This is a genomic window from Lentzea pudingi (genome assembly GCF_014646255.1).
GTDB lineage: Bacteria > Actinomycetota > Actinomycetes > Mycobacteriales > Pseudonocardiaceae > Lentzea > Lentzea pudingi.
In genome coordinates, this window is the sequence record NZ_BMNC01000006.1 from 200,134 (window position 1) to 219,102 (window position 18,969).

The window sequence follows — 18,969 nt, forward strand, 5'->3', positions numbered from 1 at the left end:
GGCCTTCGTGGCCCGGCGGTCGGCGGCGTCCAGCACGGCGCGGATCCAGTCGAGCTCCTCGGTCCCGCAGGCGCCCTCGGCGGCGGCGCGGCGGAGCCGGACCCACAGGCCCATGTCGGTCCACTCCTGGAACCGGCGGTGCACGGTCGGCACGGTCACCCCGAACGACGCGGGCAGGTGCCTCCAGGCACACCCGGAGGACAGCACGAACACGATCGCGGTGAACACCGACCGGTTGCAGACCCGGCCGCGGCCGCCACCCTGGCGCCGGACCTTGGCCGGCGGGATCAGCGGCTCGATCACGGCCCACAGGTTCGCGGACACCAGTCGCGCGGACAGCTGCTCGATCACGTCACCGCGGCTCGACTCGACCGCGGTCTCGGGCCACGCGGAGGCGCGCATCCACGAGTCGCGGGACGTCACGTCGGCGGGCCGCGGGTCCTGGCGGGCGGACTCGGCGCGCTGACGGGAGCGGAGCAGGGTGGCCAGGGCCGTGTCCTCGGCCGTGGTGCGGCGCTGCGGGACCGCGTAGGTCTGCTGCTGCGCGTGGCGGGCGATCTCGGCGCCCACCGTGCGGCGGAACGACGGGGTGCCCGCGAGGCGGGGGTCGACCGGCTGGCCGTAGCGGACCGGGGCCTGGCCCACGGCTGCCTGGCGCGGCGGGACCACCGGCTGGCGCGGGGGGACGGGACGCCCAGGCACCTGACGGGGCGGGACCTGCCGCGCGAGCCGCGGGTCCGGGGTGCGAGCGAACTGTGAGTCGGTCATCGTGTGGTCCTCCGCCAGGACTTTTTCCGTCAGGTGACAGCGCTCACAGTAAGAAGGCGGCCGGAAAACAGGTAAGTAGGTAGGCCATGAAAGGCGACGAGCGGCGTCACGACGGCGACGCACGGCTCGCCCTGTTGAGACGAGTGGCGCACTGTCTGCGACGAACGGATAACCGGTCGTGGTACCGCTCCCACGATCGAGTGGGGCACCGGTCACTCCACCGGGCGCCGATCATCCTTCGTTGACGCCCCGGTTACCGTCGAGGCGTGAAGCTCTTGGCCACCAGCGACCTGCACGTCTCCTACCAGGACAACCGCGATGTCGTGGCGGCGATCGCCCCGGCGGACCCGGCCGACTGGCTGATCATCGCCGGGGACGTGGCGGAGAAGTTCGACTCCATCGAATGGACGCTCAGGACGCTCCGCCCGAAGTTCGCGAAGCTCATCTGGTCGCCGGGCAACCACGAGCTCTGGACCACCAAGGACGACCCGAACCAGTCCCGCGGCGAGATGCGCTACAAGCAGCTCGTGGAGCTGTGCCGCAGCCTCGACGTGATCACGCCGGAGGACCCGTACGTCACTTTCGACGGTCCCCAGGGCCCGGTCACCGTCTGTCCGCTCTTCCTGGGCTACGATTACTCCTTTCGGCCGCAGGGTGCCACGGACGTGAAGTCGGCCCTCGCCATCGCGCACGAGGCGGGCGTGGTGTGCACGGACGAGTACTTCCTGCACCCCGACCCGTACCCGTCCCGTGAGGCGTGGTGCCAGGCGCGGGTGCGGGAGACCGAGGAGCGGCTGGCGGCGGTCGACGGGCCGACCGTGCTGATCAACCACTACCCACTCGTCCGCGACCCCACGTTCGTGCTGCGCTACCCCGAGTTCGCGCTCTGGTGCGGCACCACGCTGACCGCCGACTGGCACAAGCGGTTCAACGTGGTCGAGATGGTCTACGGCCACCTGCACATCCCCCGCACGACGCACCACGACGGCGTGCGCTTCGACGAGGTCTCGCTCGGCTACCCGCGCGAGTGGAAACCACGCGGCACCACCCAGGTGAAGCTGCACGACGTGCTGCGGGAGTCGTAAGTGCTGGAACAGCTGTTCCCCCCGCCCATCGCGGTGGCCGAGCGGTACCACGACGACGAACCGGTCGAGCTCTTCCCCGAGGAGGAGGCGCGGCTCGGCAACGCCGTGCCCAAGCGCCGCTCCGAGTTCAGCACGGTCCGCGCGTGCGCCCGCGAGGCCATGCGCGCCCTCGACGTCGAACCCGCCGCGATCCTGCCGGGCCCGAAGCGCGAGCCCCTGTGGCCGGAGGGCGTGGTCGGCAGCCTCACGCACTGCGCGGGGTACCGGGCCGCGGCGCTCGCGAGGAGCACGGACTTCGCGACGATCGGCATCGACGCCGAACCGCACAAGCCCGCGCCGGACGGCGTGCTGGGCGCGATCGCGATCCCGTCCGAGATCGGCAGGATGGCGGGGCTGCGGGCAGCCGACCCGAAGATCTGCTGGGACCGGCTGCTGTTCAGCGCCAAGGAGACCACCTACAAGGCCTGGTTCCCGGTCACGAAGCGCTGGCTCGGCTTCGAGGACGCGGACATCACCCTCGACGCCGACGGCACGTTCCACAGCCGCGTCCTGCTGGCCGACACCCCGATCGCGGGGTTCGACGGCCGCTGGCTCGTGCAGGGCGACATCCTGGTCACGGCCATCGCGGTGCCTGCGGGAGAGCTGTCCGTTTAGATCCGGAACAAGACACACGACTGTCGGCTTGATCAATCATGGGGCAGAGTGGTGGGCTGAACCCTCGACCGCCGGGAGGCCACCATGGGCGAGGACGTCGCGAAGCACGAGTTCACGCGCGAGGACCGCACGCGGTACCGCACCAAGGTGCGCCGGTGCCTCGACGTGTTCGCGCGGATGCTGCGTGAAGCGAGGTTCGACTTCGAGAGGCCGATGACCGGCCTCGAGATCGAGATCAACCTGATCGACGAGCACGGCGACCCCGCCATGAAGAACCACGAAGCGCTGAACGTCATCGACGATCCCGACTTCGTGACCGAGCTCGGCCAGTGGAACATCGAGATCAACGTGGCTCCGCGCCGGCTCGCGGGCGGCGGCATCACGGCGTTCGAGGAGACGGTCCGGCGCAGCCTCAACGACGCCGAGCAGAAGGCCCGCGAGGTCGGCGCGCACATGGTCATCAACGGCATCCTGCCGACCCTGCGCTCCAGTGACATCTCGCCGGACCTGCTCTCGGGCAACCCGCGCTACGCGTTGCTCAACGAGCAGGTGCTGGCCGCGCGCGGTGAGGACCTGCAGATCTCCATCGACGGCGTCGAACGCCTGCACCTCACGGCGAGCTCGATCGTCCCCGAGGCCGCGTGCACGAGCACCCAGCTGCACCTCCAGGTCAGTCCCGAGCAGTTCCCCGCCTACTGGAACGCGGCCCAGGCCATCGCGGGCGTGCAGGTCGCGGTCGGCGCGAACTCGCCGTTCTTCCTCGGCAAGGAGCTGTGGCGCGAGACCCGCATCGCGTTGTTCCAGCAGGCCACCGACACCCGCGGCGACGAGCTGAAGGCCCAGGGCGTGCGGCCGCGCGTGTGGTTCGGCGAGCGGTGGATCAACTCGATCTTCGACCTGTTCGAGGAGAACGTCCGCTACTTCCCCGCGCTGCTGCCGATCACCGACGACGAGGACCCGCTGGCCGTGCTCGACAAGGGCGACACGCCCTCGTTGAGCGAGCTGAAACTGCACAACGGCACCATCTACCGCTGGAACAGGCCGGTCTACGACGTCGTGCGCGACCGCCCGCACCTGCGCGTGGAGAACCGGGTGCTGCCCGCCGGCCCGACCGTCGTGGACACGCTGGCCAACGCGGCGCTGTACTTCGGCCTGGTGCGCGCGCTGGCCGAGGACGAACGTCCACTGTGGTCGCAGATGAGCTTCCAGGCGGCGGAGGAGAACTTCAACGCCGCCTCGCGCAACGGCATGGACGCGCAGATGTACTGGCCCGGCGTCGGCACGGTGCCGGTGGTCGAGCTGGTGCTGCGCCGGTTGCTGCCGCTGGCGCACGAGGGCCTGATCCGGTGGGGCGTCGAATCGTCCGAGCGGGATCGTTTACTGGGCGTCATCGAGCAGCGGTGCCTGAGCGGGGTGAACGGGGCGACCTGGCAGGCGCGGGAGTTCCACCGGCACTACGACCACACGCACATGGACCGGGCGGACGCGTTGCGCACGATGCTGCGGACCTACGTGGACCTGATGCACGCCAACGAACCCGTCCACACCTGGCCCCTGACGTAGCAGAGCGGGGGTGTGACCGCACGCGGCCACACCCCCGCTCAGTTCAACTCAAGACGTCGGAAAGTTGTCCGGCGTCCGGATGCGCTCGCGCACCCACACACCGGCCGGCTTCAGCACACCGGTGCCCGCGAACGTAGTGCCCGAGCAGGTGCCGGTCTTGAACACCGCACCCGTCAGGCCGTCGTCGGAGAAGTTCCAGTTGGCCCACGAGATCTTCTTGCGCGCCATCAGGTCGATGTACTTCTGCGACATGGTGAAGTCGTTCGACCCACCACCGGACGCGGCCTGCGTGCCGAACTCGGTCACGAACACCGGGACCTGGCTCGACACCTGGTCCAGGACGCTCAGGTACTCGTCCCGGTGGGCCTGGGCGTAGAAGTGGAACGAGTACATGAAGTTGGTCGCGTTGACCCTGTTGTTCAGCACTTCGGACGGCGAGTCGCCGTCGGAGTGGCCGAACGTCGACCAGCCGTTCGTGCCCGAGACGATGAGGCTGTCCGGGTCGATGGTGCGGATGACCGGGATCATCTGCTCGGCGTAGGACTTCACCCTCGACCACGACGTGCCGTTCGGCTCGTTCGCGATGTCGTAGATGATGTTGGTCTTGTCCTTGTGCCGGTTGGCGATCTCCGTGAAGAACGTCTTGGCGCGGGACAGGTTGTAGTTCGGGTCACCGGGCGAGAGCTGGTGCCAGTCGACGAGGACGTAGATGCCGCGGCGCGTGGCTTCCTCGATGTAGCCGTGCATCATGTCGGTGAACTTGCGGGGGTCGGTCTCGTACCCGTCCTCCTGGATGTACATGGCGACGCGGATGAAGTCCGCGTTCCAGTCGTTCACCAGCGCGTCCCACCACTGGGACTTGGAGCACTGGTGGTACCACTGGATGCCGTGCGTGCTCATGCCGCGCAACTGGATCGGCTTGCCGTACTGGTTGCAGAGCTGCACACCGCACACCCGTAGCAGGCCGTTGATGTCGTGCGGCCTGGTGCCGCCGGGCGTGCCCGGCTGGGTGCGCACCGAGAGGGAGTTCGACGCGCCGGACAGGTTGCCCGCCGCGTCCCGCGCCTGCACGGTGAAGGTGTACGCGGTGTCCGGCGTCAGGCCGGTGACGGTGTGCGTGGTGCCGGTTGCCGTCTGCCCGTTGGACAGCACGTACCCGGTCACGCCCACGTTGTCGGTGGACGCGTTCCACGCCAGTGACACCGAGGTCGCCGTGGTGCCGGTCGAGCGCAGGTTGCCGGGAACCGACGGGGCCGTGGTGTCCGGCGTGCCCGACCCGGCGTCGACGTCGATCCGGTCCAGGTTCGGGCCGCCGTTGACCGTCGTCGCGACAGTTTTGATCTTGTTCGAGCCCGCGTTGAGGGTGACGGTCGTGGACTTGGTCGTCCACGTCGTCCACGCGCCCGTGCTCGGGAACGAGAGCTGGCTCGCCGCCACCGAGCCGTTCACCGAGATGTCCATCGGGCGGTTCGCCGTCTGGCCGTTGGCGAACCGGAACGTGAGCGTCGCCGGACCGGCGGTGCCCGCGTTCACGGTGAACTCGACGGAGCTGCCGACCTCGTTGTCGTAGTTGACGAAACCGGAGCCGGTGAAGCCGGCGTGGTTCGACTCGACGAGGCCGTTGGAGATGGTCGCGCTCTCCGCCTGGTACTGGACCACGGCGGCGTTGGCCACGGCCGGGACGACAGCGACTGCGAGTGCTGCTGGGACGACCAACATCAGGGGTCTGACCACAGGGAGCCTCCTGGGCAAGAGGGACTGCAGGGCGCGGCGGCGATTTAGTTAAGAAGGTTTCCTATCAGTGGTGGCTTGCATCACAGCACTGGACCACTGCCCGTGTCAACAAATTCGGGCGACCGGAACACGACGATCAGGCATCCTCGAGCCCTCATGCGATCCACAACCACCGTGACACCAGCACAGCTCCCGGAGGTGCTGCTGCACGTCGCCGTCGTCCGACCGGTCTTCCTCTGGGGAGCACCGGGTATCGGCAAGTCCTCACTCGTCCGGAAGTTCGCCGCCGAGCTGGGCCTCGAGTGCGTCACGCTGCTGGGCACGCAGCTCGCGCCGGAGGACCTCATCGGAGTTCCGGAACTGGTCGGTGGCCGATCGCGGTTCGCCCCGCCGGAGTCGATCGCGCGGCACGACCCCTACTGCCTGTTCCTCGACGAGCTCAACGCGAGCTCCCCCGAGGTGCAGAAGGCGTTCTACTCGCTGATCCTCGACCGCAGGATCGGCTCCTACGAACTGCCCCGGGGCTCCATCGTGATCGGGGCCGGCAACCGGGCGGCCGACAACGCCCTGGCGCGCCCGATGGCGTCCGCGCTCGTCAACCGCATGATCCACGTGCACCTCACGGCGTCCGCGCGTGACTGGCTGGCGTGGGCGCGGGAGAGCGACATCCACCCGTGGGTGCTGGACTACCTGACGCAGCGCCCGGACCACCTGTGGAGCGCGGCCCCGAAGGTCGAGGAGACGTTCTCCACGCCGCGTGGCTGGCACATGCTCTCCGACGCGCTGCGCTCGTTCGGCGACGACATCTCCGAGGACCTGCTGGGAGTGCTGGCCTTCGGAACGGTCACCGCACACCACGCCTCGATGTTCAAGGCGTACGTGAAGACGGTGCGCAACGCGTTCGGGTTGGAGGCCGTGCTGCGCGGGGACGCCCGCTGGCCGTCGGCTCCCCGGGACCGGGACCTGCTGTACTTCCTGGGCGAGGCGTTCCGCGCGCGGCTGGTGAAGGAGCTGCCGCACGACAAGGCGCACGCGTCCGCGGCGGGCAAGCAGCTCGCGCACCGCGGCAAGGCGCTGCTGCTGGAACTGGCCGAGCTGTCGCTGGAGATCGCGCAGATGGTGATCGCGGCCGACGACGACGGCAACCCCGTGCTGCCCGCGTGGTTCCTCGTCGAGGTCACCCGCGACCTGCCCCGGCTGGTCGCGGCCCGCGCATGAGCCGCCGTTCGCGCAAGGCCCACGTCGACCCCGCCGCGCTGGCGTTCGCCGCGGCGGACAAGCGGATCGACTCTCATCCGCTGTTCGACGCGCTCGGCACGTGGGTGCGCCGGCAGTCCGAACACCCGTGGGCGGACATCTCGCTGGACGGCTCGTTGTTCGCCCATCCGACGAGGAAGGCGACCGAGGACGAGTGGGCGTGGGTGTTCGCGCATTGCTTGCTGCACCTCGGATTCGGCACGCACTCGTGCGCGGACGTGCTCGACTTCCAGCCCGCGCTGAAGTTCGGAACGCGCCCGTCCTCGTGGGAGCCGGACAGGTGCGTGCGCGGTGGCGGGTCCGCGGATCCGGAGAAGTGGGCGCAGCGGTTCGCCGCCGGGCTGTCCAACGCCGCCGTCGCCGCGATCGACGTGGCCGGGGGCGCGCGGTCGTCGCTGACCGACGAGCGGCCGGTCAGGACGCAGTGGCAGCTCGCGCTCGGCTGGTTCGTGTCGTCCTATCCACTGCTGGGCGCGCTGGCGTCGACGATGACGGTCGTGGCGGACGCCGAACTGGCGCGCGGCTGGAACATCTCGATCGCGGCGGTGTCCACGGCCTCGGCCGAGATCTACGTGAACCCGTTGGCGGGCCTGTCGGCGCAGGAGTGGCGGTTCGTGCTCGCGCACGAGATGCTGCACGCCGCGCTGCGCCACTGCGACCGGGTCGGCGGGCGCGACCCGTACCTGTGGAACGTCGCCGCGGACTTCGTGGTGAACGGCTGGCTCGTCGAGATGGGCGTCGGCACGGCACCGGAGGGCGTGCTGCACGATCCCGAGCTGCGCGGCCTGTCAGCGGAGTCGGTGTACGACCGGATCGCGGTGGACCTGCGGCGGTACCGCAAGCTGCTCACGTTGCGGGGCCACCACGAGGGCGACCTGCTCGGTGAACCGTTGCGCGGGCCCGCGGACGTCACCGACCTGGACGAGTTCTACCGGCGTGCGTTGCTGACCGGGCTGGGCCATCACACGTCCGCGCGCGGGCTCCTGCCCGCCGGGCTGGTCGAGGAGATCCGGGCGCTGGAGCACCCTCCGTTGTCGTGGGACGCCCAGCTGGCGCGGTGGTTCGAGGAGTTCGTTCCGGCGGTGGAGAAGCGGCGCACCTACGCGCGTGCGTCCCGGCGGCAAGCGTCCACTCCGGACATTCCGCGGCCCGGCTGGGTGCGGCCGGAGACGCTGGAATCGCGGCCGACGTTCGGCGTAGTGCTCGACACGTCCGGTTCGATGGACCCCAAGCTGCTGGGCAAGGCTCTCGGCGCGATCGCCTCCTACGCCGCGGCACGTGACGTACCCGCCGCACGCGTGGTTTTCTGTGACGCGATGGCATACGACGCCGGATATGTGCCCGTGGAGGACATCGCGGGACGGGTGACGGTGCGCGGGCGCGGGGGCACGGTGCTGCAGCCCGGCATCGACCTGCTCGACCGCGCCGGCGACTTCCCCGCGAGCGGCCCGGTCCTGGTCATCACCGACGGCTGGTGCGACGTGCTGCGGATCCGCCGCGAGCACGCGTTCCTGATACCGGCGGGCGCGCGCCTGCCGTTCCGCGCCCGTGGGCCCGTGTTCCGGATGTCCTGATGGAGATCGCCTGCGACGAGTCCGGGTCCGAGGGCGAGAAGCTCGTCGGCGGGGTCACGGCGGTCTTCGCGCACGCCGGCGTCTCGTTGTCCGAGGCAGAGGCCTCGGGATGTGTCGAGACGCTGCGCGAAATGATCAAGTCGCCGGCCCTGGAGTACAAGGCGAACCACCTGCTGCGGACGAAGAACCGCTGGGTGCTGCTGTGGTTCCTCGGGCCGGACGGGCCGCTGGCCGGTCGCGCCCGCGTGCAGCTCGTGGACAAGCGGCGGTTCCTGGCCTCGCGGGTGCGGGCGGAGTTCGGTTCGGTGACCGGGCCTCTGGAGCTGTACAACGACCTGCTGCGCGCTAGGGGACCTCGCGGGAACCTCGACCCGTTGTTCCCGGCTATCCTTCGGGCCGTGGCCCAGTGGGGAGGGCCGGTGTCGATCGTGCACGACCAGCAGCTGTCCCTGACCGATGGCCGGATACAGCAGCTCAAGAACTTGGCGCCGTGGCTCGAAAGCCTCACCCTGGTCGACTCGCAGTACGACGCCCGCGTGCAGGTGGCCGACTTCCTGGCCGGCATCGCGCGGCGCGTCGCGGAGGAAGAGCTGTACGGAAAGCCTGACCGAGAGGTGATCGAGTTGCTGATGCCGTTCGTCGTGGGACCGAGGATGTGGCATGCCTGACGCGATTTTCGCCGATCCGCGACTGGCAAGGGTCTACGACGCCTTCGACGGCGCGCGCGACGACCTGGACCTGTACGTGGGGATCGCCGCCGAGCTCAGGGCGAAGAGCGCGCTGGACGTCGGCTGCGGCACCGGGTGCCTCGGGACGTTGCTGGCGGACGCCGGGCTCACCGTCGTGGGCGTGGATCCCGCGCTGGCGTCGCTCGAACTCGCGCGCGCCAAGGACTCCCGGGTCACGTGGATCCACGGCGACGCGACGACGCTGCCCTCGCTCCAGGTCGACCTCGCGACGATGACCGGGAACGTGGCCCAGGTGTTCCTCGGCGACGACTGGGAGGCCACGCTGCGGGGTGTGCGGGCCGCGTTGCGCCCCGGCGGCCACTTCGTGTTCGAGACCCGGCGGCCGGAGCAGCGCGCCTGGGAGGAGTGGGCGCGGGCGGAACCGAGGGTGCGCGGCGGGGTCCGGCAGCAGCTCGAACTGCTCGACGTGAGCCTGCCGTTCGTCTCTTTCCGGCACAGCTACCGGTTCACCGACGGGTCGGTGATCGCCTCGGACTCGACCCTGCGGTTCCGCTCGCGGCCCGAGGTCGAGCAGAGCCTGGTCCGTTCCGGTTTCGAGGTCGTCGACGTGCGGGACGCGCCGGACCGGCCGGGGCGCGAGTACGTGTTCGTGGCCCGCAAGGTCAGCGTTGGACCGGCTTCCACACGACGACCCTGAGCGCGGCGGGACGGGGAACGCGTTCGCGCCACCTGTCCACCAACTGGCAGCGAACGGTGTCAGCTGACGAACGCCGGCTGCTTCCACGCCCGCACCAGCCACGGCAGGATCCGGGGCAGCCGGTCGGCCACGATGTCGTGCAGCACCAGCACCAACCGGCCGGAGTGCGCGGGCCCGGCGTCGAGCCACACCACGTGCATCAGGACGCCGGCCCGCAGGTCGAGCCCCGCCTCCGCCTCCGCGAGGGCGGCGGGGGTGGCGGCGGCGGGATCGGCGACCTCGTGGTGCGCGAAGCCGGAACGACACAGCTCGGGATGCAGTTCCACCAGGGACTCCATGGCGGCGGCCAGGCGTCCGACGCCCAGCCCTGCCCGAACCTGCACCGTAATGGCTCTCACATTAGGAGAGCCTAACCTAGGTTCCACCCGGGATCGCGCCCACTGAGTCCCAGGACACGGTCGAGCAGGGGCGCGTTCGAGTCGACCTCGACCGCCGCCCCGAACAAGGAACCGTCGCGGTCGTCGGGGCCGATCGACGACACGAAGCCGTGGACGACCTGGAGCAGGCCTTCCTCGACCTCGAACGGCTGCCCGGTCGCCTTCGCGAGGTCCCAGCCGTGCAGCACGATCTCGTCGAGCGCCACGGCTGCCGCGACCTCACCGGGCAGGTCGACACCGCCCGCGCGGGTCATGCCCTCCCACGCCTCCGGCTCGCGCCAGGCCGTCGCGAGCTCGGCCAGCCGCTGCGGCACGGACTCGCGGAAGTCGATCGGCAGTCGGGCCGCGTCGCCGGAACCGGTGCCCTCCAACGGGGTCTTGCGCGCCGCCATCGTGAACGCGACCGACAGGCCGTTCACGTGGTCCAGCAGGTCGCCGACCGAGTAGCCGGGGCACGGGGTCGGCGCCTTGAGGTCGCCGTCCGTCACGTTGCGCACCAAGCCAGCGAGCTGCTCAGCCGCAGGAGTCAGGTCGAACATCAGTAGCCGTCGCCTCCCCAGAACTGTTCTTCCAACGTGTCCGCGGTACCGGCGAGCAGCTGGAGCGGGTCGGTGAACTCGTGGATGTCGAGGTCCTTGAGCGGCAAGGAGTGCCGCACCACGACGTGCTCCCCCATGATCGCGAGACCGCACGCGACGGTGGAGTTGCCCACCTCCTCCAGGACGGTGCGGAGGTCCACCTGCGACGCCAGCCCGCACGGGGAGGCGATCTGCACCCACTCGTGCATCTTGTCGAGCACTTCCCGGACGATGATCACGACCTGGGTGCGGTCGTCCTCGTCCTCCTCCACGTCCCCGAAGGTGAAGAGGATCCTCAGCTCCTCGCCCTGGTCCTCGATGACGTCGTACTCGGCGCGGACGTAATCCGCGAGGTCTCCCCAACTCGCCATGGCGCAACCCTACTGGCCGCGACGGCCCACAGCCCGACCACGAGCACGGCGCCGACCTCGGCGATGAGCAAGATCCTCTCGATGTACCCCAACGGGAACACGCGCCACCACCGAACGTCCGAGACCATGCCCAGCACAATGGCGTAGAGCAGCGGCATGAATGCGACAACGCTCAACAAACCGGACGCCATCGTCCATCTGGCGTGTCGCCCCCACAGGTGGTCCCTGAGCCACGGCCGGGCGAGTGCGATGATCGCGATCGGCAGGCTCACGAACGCGACCATGCTGCCGAACCGGTGAATGCTGCCGCTCAGCTCGTTGGTGCCCAACGCCCAGTTCGTCTTCGGGAACGCCACCACGAGGAACAGGCCGGCGGACCACAGGGCGAGCGCGATCGAACCGGCCGACCGCCACCGCGCCAGCCCCTTGTGGATCAGCACGCCGAGGATCGCGAGCGATCCGACGGCCAGCAGCAGCACGGCGACGTCGAACACCGGGCGGTAGTCGCCCAGCGCGTACTCGCTGATCGTGCGACGCAGCGGCCCGACCGTCAGGTCCAGCGCGCCGACCATGGCGATCGTCGCGACGACGGCGAGGGAACCGCCGGCGGCGGCTAGTCGAGGTATCAGCACATACCGGACAACGCCGGGGCCGGTGCGCCGGGTTCCTGGGTTCAGCAACCCGACAGGTTCCACCCAGGCACTCGACAGGTTCAGCTCAGGATCGCGCCGCACGTGATGTTGACCTGCGCTCCGGTGATCGTGCGACCCCAGTCCGAGGCCGCGAACACCGCCGCCCTGCCGACGTCCTCCAGCGTCGCCGCCCTGCCGAGCGCCGTCTGGCCGACGATGTCGGGTTCGACCTGGTCGCGGAAGCTCTCGGGGATGGACTCCGGGATGCCGCCGGTCTGCAGCGTCACCGTCCGGACGCCGTGCGGGCCCAGTTCGGCCGCGAGCTGACGGCGCATCGCCTCGACTGCGTCGAACGCCGCGACCAGGCCTCCGAGCTGCCAGCGCCGGTGCACCCGACCGTCGCTCGTGCCACCGAAGAACAGGATGACTCCCCCGCCCTGCCTGATCATGTGCCGGGCGGCGGCGCGGGCCGTGAGGAACTTCGAGCGGACATTGGTGACGACGGGGCTCAAGTAGTCGTCGACGCTCATCTCGTGCAGCGGCGTGCCCTGGACGTCGTTGTCGGAGATGACGTTGACCGAGATGTCGATCCGGTCGAGCGTCGCCGCGTGCTCGTCCACGCTCCGTTCGTCGAGCGCGTCGACCACGGCGTATGCGACCCCGAGTTCCTCGGCCTTGGCCTTCAGCGACGCCTCGGTGCGGGCGGCCAGGTGGACCTCGGCTCCCGCCCGCGCGAACGCACTCGCGATCGCGCCGCCGATCGTGCCCGCGCCGTAGATGACTGCGATCTTCCCGTCGAGGTTCATCGGTTCGCCGGTCATGCCTGGGAGGCTAACCCCTAACGCAACGCCACGCGCGCTTCGGCGGCCACGGCCTCGGCGACCGCGGTCAGTGCCGGCGAGTCGAGCTTCCACTGCTGCCAGTACAGCGGCACGGAGATGGTGCGGCCCGGCGCGAGGTCGACCAGGCCCGCCTGGAGTTGTTGCGGCGGCACCATTCCCCAGCCGAGGCCGGTCACGATCGCCCGCACGTACACCTCGGACGACGGGACGTGGTGGCGGTGTTCCGAGGCGCCGCGGCCACGGGTCAGCGTGCGCACGAACCGGTCCTGCAGGTCGTCGTTGCGGTCGAACACGATCACCGGCGCTGCCGGCAACCACGACTTCAACGGGCCACGTTCGTTCTGGTCCACAAAGGACTTCGAGGCCATTGCCGCGTAACGGATCTCGCCGAGTTTGGTCACCGAGCAGCCCGCGACCGGTTCACGCGAGGACGTCACCGCCGCCATCACCTGACCCTGCCTCAGCAACGCCGTCGTGTGGTCCTGGTCCTCGCGGTGCAGGTCGAACGAGATCCTGAGCTCCGGCGAGACCCGGTGCAGGGCGGGCAGGAACCAGGTGGCGAGCGAGTCGGCGTTCACCGCGATCGGCACCCGCACCACGGCGTCCTCGCCGAGTGCCGCGTCGAGGTCCTGGTCCAGGACGAGCAGTTGCCGACCGTAGCGGACGATCACCTCGCCCGACGGGGTCAGCCGCACCGGTCGTGCCCGCACCAGCAGCACACGCCCGGTGCGTTGCTCCAGCGCCTTGATGCGTTGTGAGACAGCGGAAGGCGTGACGTGCAGCGCGGCGGCGGCAGCGTCGAACGTGCCTGCGTCGACGACCGCGAGCAGCGTCCGAACCAGGTCCAGATCCATCACGACAGCTAATGATACGTAAGAATCTTTAGCTGGTCTCATCAAGAGCGCATCAATACCTTGGACCGCGTGAGAGACCTGCTGCTCGGCTTCGGCACCATGATGACCCTGATCGTCGCAATCGGCGCGCAGAACGCTTTCGTGCTGCGCCAAGGACTTCGGCGGCACGCGGTCGCGAAGGTCGTCGCCGTGTGCGCCCTCTCGGACGCGATCCTCGTCGCGGTGGGCGTCGCCGGGTTCGGGGCGATCGTGCGGGCGTTCCCCGCGGCCATCACCGTCGCGGCCGTCGTCGGCGGAATTTTCCTGCTGGGATACGGGTTTCTCGCGGCGCGGCGGGCGTTCAGGCCGTCGGCGCTGAACGCCGCGGCGGAGACCAGCAGCCGGCCCGTGCTGACCGCGCTGGCGCTGACATGGCTCAACCCGCACGTCTACCTCGACACACTGCTGCTGCTCGGGTCGATCGCGGCCGGCCGGTGGTTGTTCGGAGTCGGTGCGGTGACCGCGAGCATCACGTGGTTCGTCGCGCTCGGGTTCGGCGCGCGCCTGCTCAGCCCGCTGTTCGCGAAGCCTCGCGCGTGGCGGGCGCTCGACGGCCTGATCGCCGCCGTGATGATCACTCTCGGGGTGACCCTGATCGCCGGGTGGTGATCATCACCAGCACCGCCGCCACCGCCAGGACACCGCACGTCACGGGTGCCGCCGCGCCGACGAAAAGGGACGCCGAAGCGAGTCCCGCGCCGACCAGAGCACCGAAGACGACCCGAGGCCGAAGATCACCCACGTGTCCGACCCTAGCCCACGACACGCGCATGTTGGGTGGTGATCCAGACCCCACCACCACATGTAGTATCTGCCGCGCTGGTGGTTCACCGACTCGGCTCAACCGGGTAGGTGAGGAAAGAGGGAACCCGGTGAGAACCCGGGACTGCCCCGCAGCGGTGAGTGGGAACGAAAGCCGTCAACGAAGCACTGGGTCCCGCGACCTGGGAAGCGACGGCCGGTAGGCGCGAGGAGGACGCCCACGAGTCCGAAGACCTGCCACTGGTGTGCGCGCAAGCCTGCGCGCACGACACGGTGCCCCGAGGGAGGGCGGCTGTGTGCACCAGTGGTGTCGTCCGCTGGCGCGCGCACGCATTTCCTCGGGCAGATCTCGGAGGAGAGAGCGTGCCCGACCGCCCAACCCCATTGGACCGCCTTTCCGGGGTCGTCAACGAAGCGTGCGCCGACCTGCCCAACGCGTCGGCCGAGGCGGTCCTGGCCGAGACCAAGCGCACCCTCTACGCCGGCATCACCGACGCCGAACTGGCGCTGGCGCCGATCATGGCCGCCCGCACCATGGTCGAGCACGACCCGGACTACTCCTACGTCAGCGCCCGCCTGCTGCTGGACAAGCTGCGCGCCGAGGCCTGCGGAGAACCGCTGTCGCACGCCGAGATGACCGAGCGCTACCCCGCGTACTTCGCCCAGTTCGTCCGCGACGGCATCGAGTTCGGCCAGCTCGACCCCCGCCTCGCCGACTTCGACCTGGCCCGCCTGGGCGAAGCTCTGGACGCCTCGCGCGACCTGAACTTCCAGTTCCTGGGCATGCAGACCCTGTACGACCGCTACTTCCTGCACCACGACGACCGCCGCTACGAGCTGCCGCAGGCGTTCTTCATGCGCGTCTCCATGGGCTTGGCGTTGGAAGAGGACGACCGCAACGCCCGCGCCATTGAGTTCTACGAGCTGCTCTCGTCGTTCGACTTCATGTGCTCGACGCCGACCCTGTTCAACTCGGGCACCACGCGCCCGCAGCTGTCGTCGTGCTTCCTCACCACCGTCGACGACGACCTGGCCGCGATCTTCCACGGCATCAGCAACAACGCGCTGCTGTCCAAGTTCGCGGGCGGGCTGGGCAACGACTGGACCCCGGTGCGGGGCATCGGGGCGCACATCAAGGGGACCAACGGGAAGTCCCAGGGTGTGGTGCCGTTCCTGAAGATCGCGAACGACACGGCCGTAGCCGTGAATCAGGGAGGAAAACGCAAGGGCGCCGTCTGCGCGTACCTCGAAACCTGGCACATCGACGTCGAGGAGTTCCTCGACCTCCGCAAGAACACCGGCGACGAACGCCGCCGTACCCATGACATGAACACGGCGAACTGGGTGCCGGACGAGTTCCTCCGCCGCGTGCGCGCGAACGGCCAGTGGACGCTCTTCTCCCCCGACGAGGTGCCGGACCTGCACGACGCGTTCGGCACGGCGTTCGCCGAGAAGTACCGCGCCTACGAGCAGAAGGCCGACAACGGCGAGATCAAGGTCTTCCGCCGCCTCCCGGCAGTCGACCTGTGGCGGCGCATGCTCACGATGCTGTTCGAGACCGGCCACCCGTGGATCACGTTCAAGGACCCGTGCAACCTGCGGTCGCCGCAGCAGCACAACGGTGTCGTGCACTCGTCCAACCTGTGCACCGAGATCACCCTGAACACCACGATCGACGAGGTCGCGGTCTGCAACCTCGGCAGCGTCAACCTCGCGCAGCACGTCACGGACCAGGGCATCGACCACGCGAGGCTCGAGAAGACCGTGCGCACCGCGGTGCGCATGCTCGACAACGTGATCGACGTGAACTACTACACGATCCCGGAAGCCAGGAACTCCAACCTGAAGCACCGGCCCGTCGGTCTGGGCCTGATGGGCTTCCAGGACGCGCTGTTCACGCTCGGCACGCCGATGGCGAGCAAGGAGGCCGTCGAGTTCGCCGACCGCAGCATGGAGGAGATCAGCTACTACGCCATCGAGGCGTCGGCTGACCTGGCAGCGGAGCGCGGCGCGTACCGGTCGTTCGAGGGGTCGTTGTGGAGCAGGGGGATCCTGCCGATCGACTCGGTCGAGCTCCTCGCCGAAACACGCGCCGAGGATGAGCTGGAGCAGGACCGCGGGTCCACGATGGACTGGCCGAGGATCCGCGAGAAGGCTCGCAAGGGCATGCGGAACTCGAACGTCATGGCGATCGCGCCCACCGCGACGATCGCGAACATCACCGGCGTGAACCAGTCGATCGAACCGCTGTACCGCAACCTGTACGTGAAGTCGAACATGTCCGGTGACTTCACCGTGATCAACCCGGATCTGGTGCGGGCTTTGAAGCAGCGCAAGCTGTGGGACGAGCAGATGATCTCGGACCTGAAGCTGCACGACGGCAGCCTGGGTGCGATCGACCGGGTGCCGCCGTACCTGAAGGCGTTGTACGCCACGGCGTTCGAGGTCGACAGCTCGTGGCTGATCGAGGCGGGCAGCCGCCGGCAGAAGTGGATCGACCAGGCGCAGTCGCTGAACCTGTACCTCTCGGCGCCGAGCGGCCGCAAGCTCGACGAGCTCTACCAGCTGGCGTGGTTGCGCGGGCTGAAGACCACGTACTACCTGCGCACGCAGAGTGCGACGCACGTGGAGAAGTCCACGCTGCAAGGGACGGACGGCAAGCTCAACGCCGTCTCGCCCGTGGCTGTGGACCCGAACTGCTCCATCACCGACCCCGACTGCGAGGCGTGCCAGTGATGAACGACATCGAGGCAGGCGCGGCGCGGGTGAGCGTCGACGACAAGGCGATGATCAACTGCCGTGCCGACGTCAACCAGCTGCTGCCGTTGAAGTACCACTGGGCGTGGGAGAAGTACCTGGCGGGCTGCAACAACGCGTGGATGCCCACCGAGGTGTCCATGCAGGCGGACATCAGCCTGTGGAAGTCGAAGGACGGGCTGACCGACGACGAGCGCCTGATGATCAAGCGCAACCTCGGGTTCTTCGCGACGAGCGAGTCGTTGGTGGCCAACAACATCGTGCTCGCGGTGTACCGGCACCTGACGAACCCGGAGTGCCGTCAGTACCTGTTGCGCCAGGCCTTCGAGGAGGCCGTGCACACCCACACGTTCCAGTACATCTGCGAGTCGCTCGGTCTCGACGACGGCGAGCTGTTCAACATGTACCGGGAGATCCCGTCCATCACGGACAAGGCCGCGTGGGCGTTGCAGTTCACGCAGCACCTGGAGGACCCGGAGTTCCGGACCGGCACGCCGGAGATGGACCAGGCGTTCCTCAAGGACCTCGTGGCGTTCTACGTGGTCTTCGAGGGCATGTGGTTCTACACGGGGTTCGCGCAGATCCTGTCGCTGGGCCGGCGCAACAAGATGGTCGGCATCGCCGAGCAGTACCAGTACATCCTGCGCGACGAGTCGATCCACCTGAACTTCGGCATCGACGCGATCAACCAGATCAAGATCGAGAACCCGCACCTGTGGAACGACGTGTTCCAGAAGGAGGTGCGGACCATGCTCGCGGAGGGCTGCGAGCTGGAGATCGCGTACGGCCGCGACACCATGCCGAACGGCGTCCTGGGGCTGAACGCCGAGCTGTGCGAGCAGTACATGCGGTTCATCACGAACCGCCGGTGCGCACAGCTCGGCCTGGAGCCGGTGTGGGAGACGACGGAGAACCCGTTCCCGTGGATGTCGGAGATGATGGATCTGAAGAAGGAGAAGAACTTCTTCGAGACCCGTGTCATCGAGTACCAGAACGGCGGATCACTGGAGTGGTGACAGCACCACCGCGGTAGGGAGCCCGGCCCGGTCCGCGACAGGCCACGCCAGCGGATCGGGCCCGAGCCGCACGAGCTCGGCGACCTGCAGCTTCGACCACGGGGAGATCTCCCGCGTCCCGTCCAGCACGGAAGCCGCGAACTCGGCCCACGGAACCCGCTCGGTCGAGTCGACCTCGTCCGGGTTCGGCGCCGGCTCGTCGTCGGTGAGAACGCGGAACACCGGACACATCTCGTTCTCGACGACGCCGTCCATGACCGCGCGGTAGCGGAAGGCGGGCAGTACCAGCTCGGCGGAGGCGACCTTCATGCCGAGCTCGTCCCGCAGGCGCCGCAGCACTGCCTGCTCCATGTCCTCCGCCGGGAGGGGGTGGCCGCAGCAGGTGTTCGTCCACAGTCCGGGGAAGGTCTTCTTGTGCAGAGCCCGGCGGGTGAGGATCGTGTTGCCGGCCGAGTCGAAGACGTAGCTCGAGAACGCCAGGTGCAGCGGGGTGTCCGCGTGGTGCACCACTGCTTTGTCCTCGACGCCGATGGCCGAACCGTCCTCGGCCAGGAGGACCACCTGTTCCACAGTCACGGGCACCACGTAATCACACGCGGGCGGGGAACGGGAACCGCGCGGTCGGGTGAGAGCTCGAGCGTGCGGATAGCCGCGCCCTAG

At 68.9% G+C, this 18,969-nt stretch carries 18 protein-coding genes, 1 pseudogene and 1 riboswitch; of the genes and pseudogenes, 10 read left to right on the top strand and 9 right to left on the bottom strand.

What is annotated here, in order from left to right; all coding sequences use genetic code 11:
- Positions 1-3: 3 nt before the first annotated feature.
- Positions 4-351: pseudogene (locus tag IEY88_RS44380) on the bottom strand (transposase); the annotation flags it as partial.
- A gap of 683 nt (positions 352-1,034) precedes the next feature.
- On the opposite strand from IEY88_RS44380, the gene IEY88_RS22865 reads away from it, so the two are divergent.
- The 3 genes from IEY88_RS22865 (at position 1,035) to IEY88_RS22875 (ending at position 4,070) form a co-directional block, all read left to right on the top strand.
- Positions 1,035-1,853: a metallophosphoesterase family protein gene (locus IEY88_RS22865; protein WP_189156857.1), complete on the top strand. Its 819-nt coding sequence runs from the start codon at positions 1,035-1,037 to the stop codon at positions 1,851-1,853.
- Positions 1,854-2,507, top strand: coding sequence for a 4'-phosphopantetheinyl transferase family protein (locus tag IEY88_RS22870; protein ID WP_189156858.1), 654 nt, complete (start codon positions 1,854-1,856; stop codon positions 2,505-2,507). It begins immediately after the preceding gene.
- 84 nt (positions 2,508-2,591) lie between these two features.
- On the top strand, positions 2,592-4,070 hold the full coding sequence (locus IEY88_RS22875; RefSeq protein ID WP_189156859.1) for a glutamate-cysteine ligase family protein: 1,479 nt from the start codon (positions 2,592-2,594) through the stop codon (positions 4,068-4,070).
- A 48-nt stretch (positions 4,071-4,118) separates the two neighbouring features.
- Here IEY88_RS22875 and IEY88_RS22880 read toward each other — a convergent pair whose 3' ends face one another.
- Positions 4,119-5,804, bottom strand: a complete 1,686-nt coding sequence (locus IEY88_RS22880; RefSeq protein WP_229693647.1) for a cellulase family glycosylhydrolase — start codon at positions 5,802-5,804, stop codon at positions 4,119-4,121.
- A gap of 156 nt (positions 5,805-5,960) precedes the next feature.
- Here IEY88_RS22880 and IEY88_RS22885 point away from each other — a divergent pair, with 156 nt between their 5' ends.
- The 4 genes from IEY88_RS22885 to IEY88_RS22900 are packed head-to-tail and all read left to right on the top strand — an operon-like array spanning position 5,961 to position 10,021.
- Complete coding sequence (locus tag IEY88_RS22885; RefSeq protein ID WP_189156860.1) at positions 5,961-7,022, top strand: ATP-binding protein; 1,062 nt, start codon at positions 5,961-5,963, stop codon at positions 7,020-7,022.
- The gene (locus tag IEY88_RS22890; protein WP_189156861.1) at positions 7,019-8,635 is read left to right on the top strand and encodes a vWA domain-containing protein; all 1,617 of its coding nucleotides are present in this window, start codon (positions 7,019-7,021) and stop codon (positions 8,633-8,635) included. The genes IEY88_RS22885 and IEY88_RS22890 overlap by 4 nt, the downstream gene beginning before the upstream one ends.
- On the top strand, positions 8,635-9,303 hold the full coding sequence (locus IEY88_RS22895) for a DUF3800 domain-containing protein (RefSeq protein ID WP_189156862.1): 669 nt from the start codon (positions 8,635-8,637) through the stop codon (positions 9,301-9,303). The genes IEY88_RS22890 and IEY88_RS22895 overlap by 1 nt, the downstream gene beginning before the upstream one ends.
- Positions 9,296-10,021, top strand: a complete 726-nt coding sequence (locus tag IEY88_RS22900; protein ID WP_189156863.1) for a class I SAM-dependent DNA methyltransferase — start codon at positions 9,296-9,298, stop codon at positions 10,019-10,021. Before IEY88_RS22895 ends, IEY88_RS22900 begins: the two co-directional genes overlap by 8 nt.
- A gap of 59 nt (positions 10,022-10,080) precedes the next feature.
- On the opposite strand, the gene IEY88_RS22905 is transcribed toward IEY88_RS22900, so the two are convergent.
- Genes IEY88_RS22905 through IEY88_RS22930 form a run of 6 tightly spaced genes read right to left on the bottom strand, consistent with a single transcriptional unit; the run spans position 10,081 to position 13,735 of the window.
- Positions 10,081-10,419, bottom strand: a complete 339-nt coding sequence (locus IEY88_RS22905; RefSeq protein ID WP_189156864.1) for a condensation domain-containing protein — start codon at positions 10,417-10,419, stop codon at positions 10,081-10,083.
- Positions 10,420-10,430: 11 nt separating this feature from the next.
- Positions 10,431-10,997, bottom strand: coding sequence for a TIGR03086 family metal-binding protein (locus IEY88_RS22910; protein ID WP_189156865.1), 567 nt, complete (start codon positions 10,995-10,997; stop codon positions 10,431-10,433).
- Positions 10,997-11,407, bottom strand: a complete 411-nt coding sequence (locus tag IEY88_RS22915; protein WP_189156866.1) for a type III secretion system chaperone family protein — start codon at positions 11,405-11,407, stop codon at positions 10,997-10,999. The genes IEY88_RS22910 and IEY88_RS22915 overlap by 1 nt, the downstream gene beginning before the upstream one ends.
- Positions 11,332-12,087, bottom strand: a complete 756-nt coding sequence (locus IEY88_RS22920; RefSeq protein ID WP_229693648.1) for a DUF998 domain-containing protein — start codon at positions 12,085-12,087, stop codon at positions 11,332-11,334. Before IEY88_RS22920 ends, IEY88_RS22915 begins: the two co-directional genes overlap by 76 nt.
- 32 nt (positions 12,088-12,119) lie before the next feature.
- Positions 12,120-12,860, bottom strand: coding sequence for an SDR family NAD(P)-dependent oxidoreductase (locus tag IEY88_RS22925; RefSeq protein ID WP_444543337.1), 741 nt, complete (start codon positions 12,858-12,860; stop codon positions 12,120-12,122).
- 17 nt (positions 12,861-12,877) lie between these two features.
- Complete coding sequence (locus tag IEY88_RS22930; protein ID WP_189157202.1) at positions 12,878-13,735, bottom strand: LysR family transcriptional regulator ArgP; 858 nt, start codon at positions 13,733-13,735, stop codon at positions 12,878-12,880.
- A gap of 99 nt (positions 13,736-13,834) precedes the next feature.
- Here IEY88_RS22930 and IEY88_RS22935 point away from each other — a divergent pair, with 99 nt between their 5' ends.
- The 3 genes from IEY88_RS22935 (at position 13,835) to IEY88_RS22945 (ending at position 18,309) form a co-directional block, all read left to right on the top strand.
- Positions 13,835-14,383: a LysE/ArgO family amino acid transporter gene (locus IEY88_RS22935; RefSeq protein ID WP_189157203.1), complete on the top strand. Its 549-nt coding sequence runs from the start codon at positions 13,835-13,837 to the stop codon at positions 14,381-14,383.
- A gap of 197 nt (positions 14,384-14,580) precedes the next feature.
- Positions 14,581-14,792, top strand: a riboswitch (cobalamin riboswitch).
- Positions 14,793-14,899: 107 nt separating this feature from the next.
- On the top strand, positions 14,900-17,272 hold the full coding sequence (locus IEY88_RS22940; protein ID WP_229693649.1) for a ribonucleoside-diphosphate reductase subunit alpha: 2,373 nt from the start codon (positions 14,900-14,902) through the stop codon (positions 17,270-17,272).
- The gene (locus IEY88_RS22945) at positions 17,272-18,309 is read left to right on the top strand and encodes a ribonucleotide-diphosphate reductase subunit beta (protein ID WP_189156867.1); all 1,038 of its coding nucleotides are present in this window, start codon (positions 17,272-17,274) and stop codon (positions 18,307-18,309) included. Before IEY88_RS22940 ends, IEY88_RS22945 begins: the two co-directional genes overlap by 1 nt.
- Here the strand turns inward: IEY88_RS22945 and idi are convergent.
- Positions 18,295-18,879: an isopentenyl-diphosphate Delta-isomerase gene (idi, locus tag IEY88_RS22950; protein WP_189157205.1), complete on the bottom strand. Its 585-nt coding sequence runs from the start codon at positions 18,877-18,879 to the stop codon at positions 18,295-18,297. The genes IEY88_RS22945 and idi overlap by 15 nt on opposite strands.
- Between the last annotated feature and the right edge of the window lie 90 nt (positions 18,880-18,969).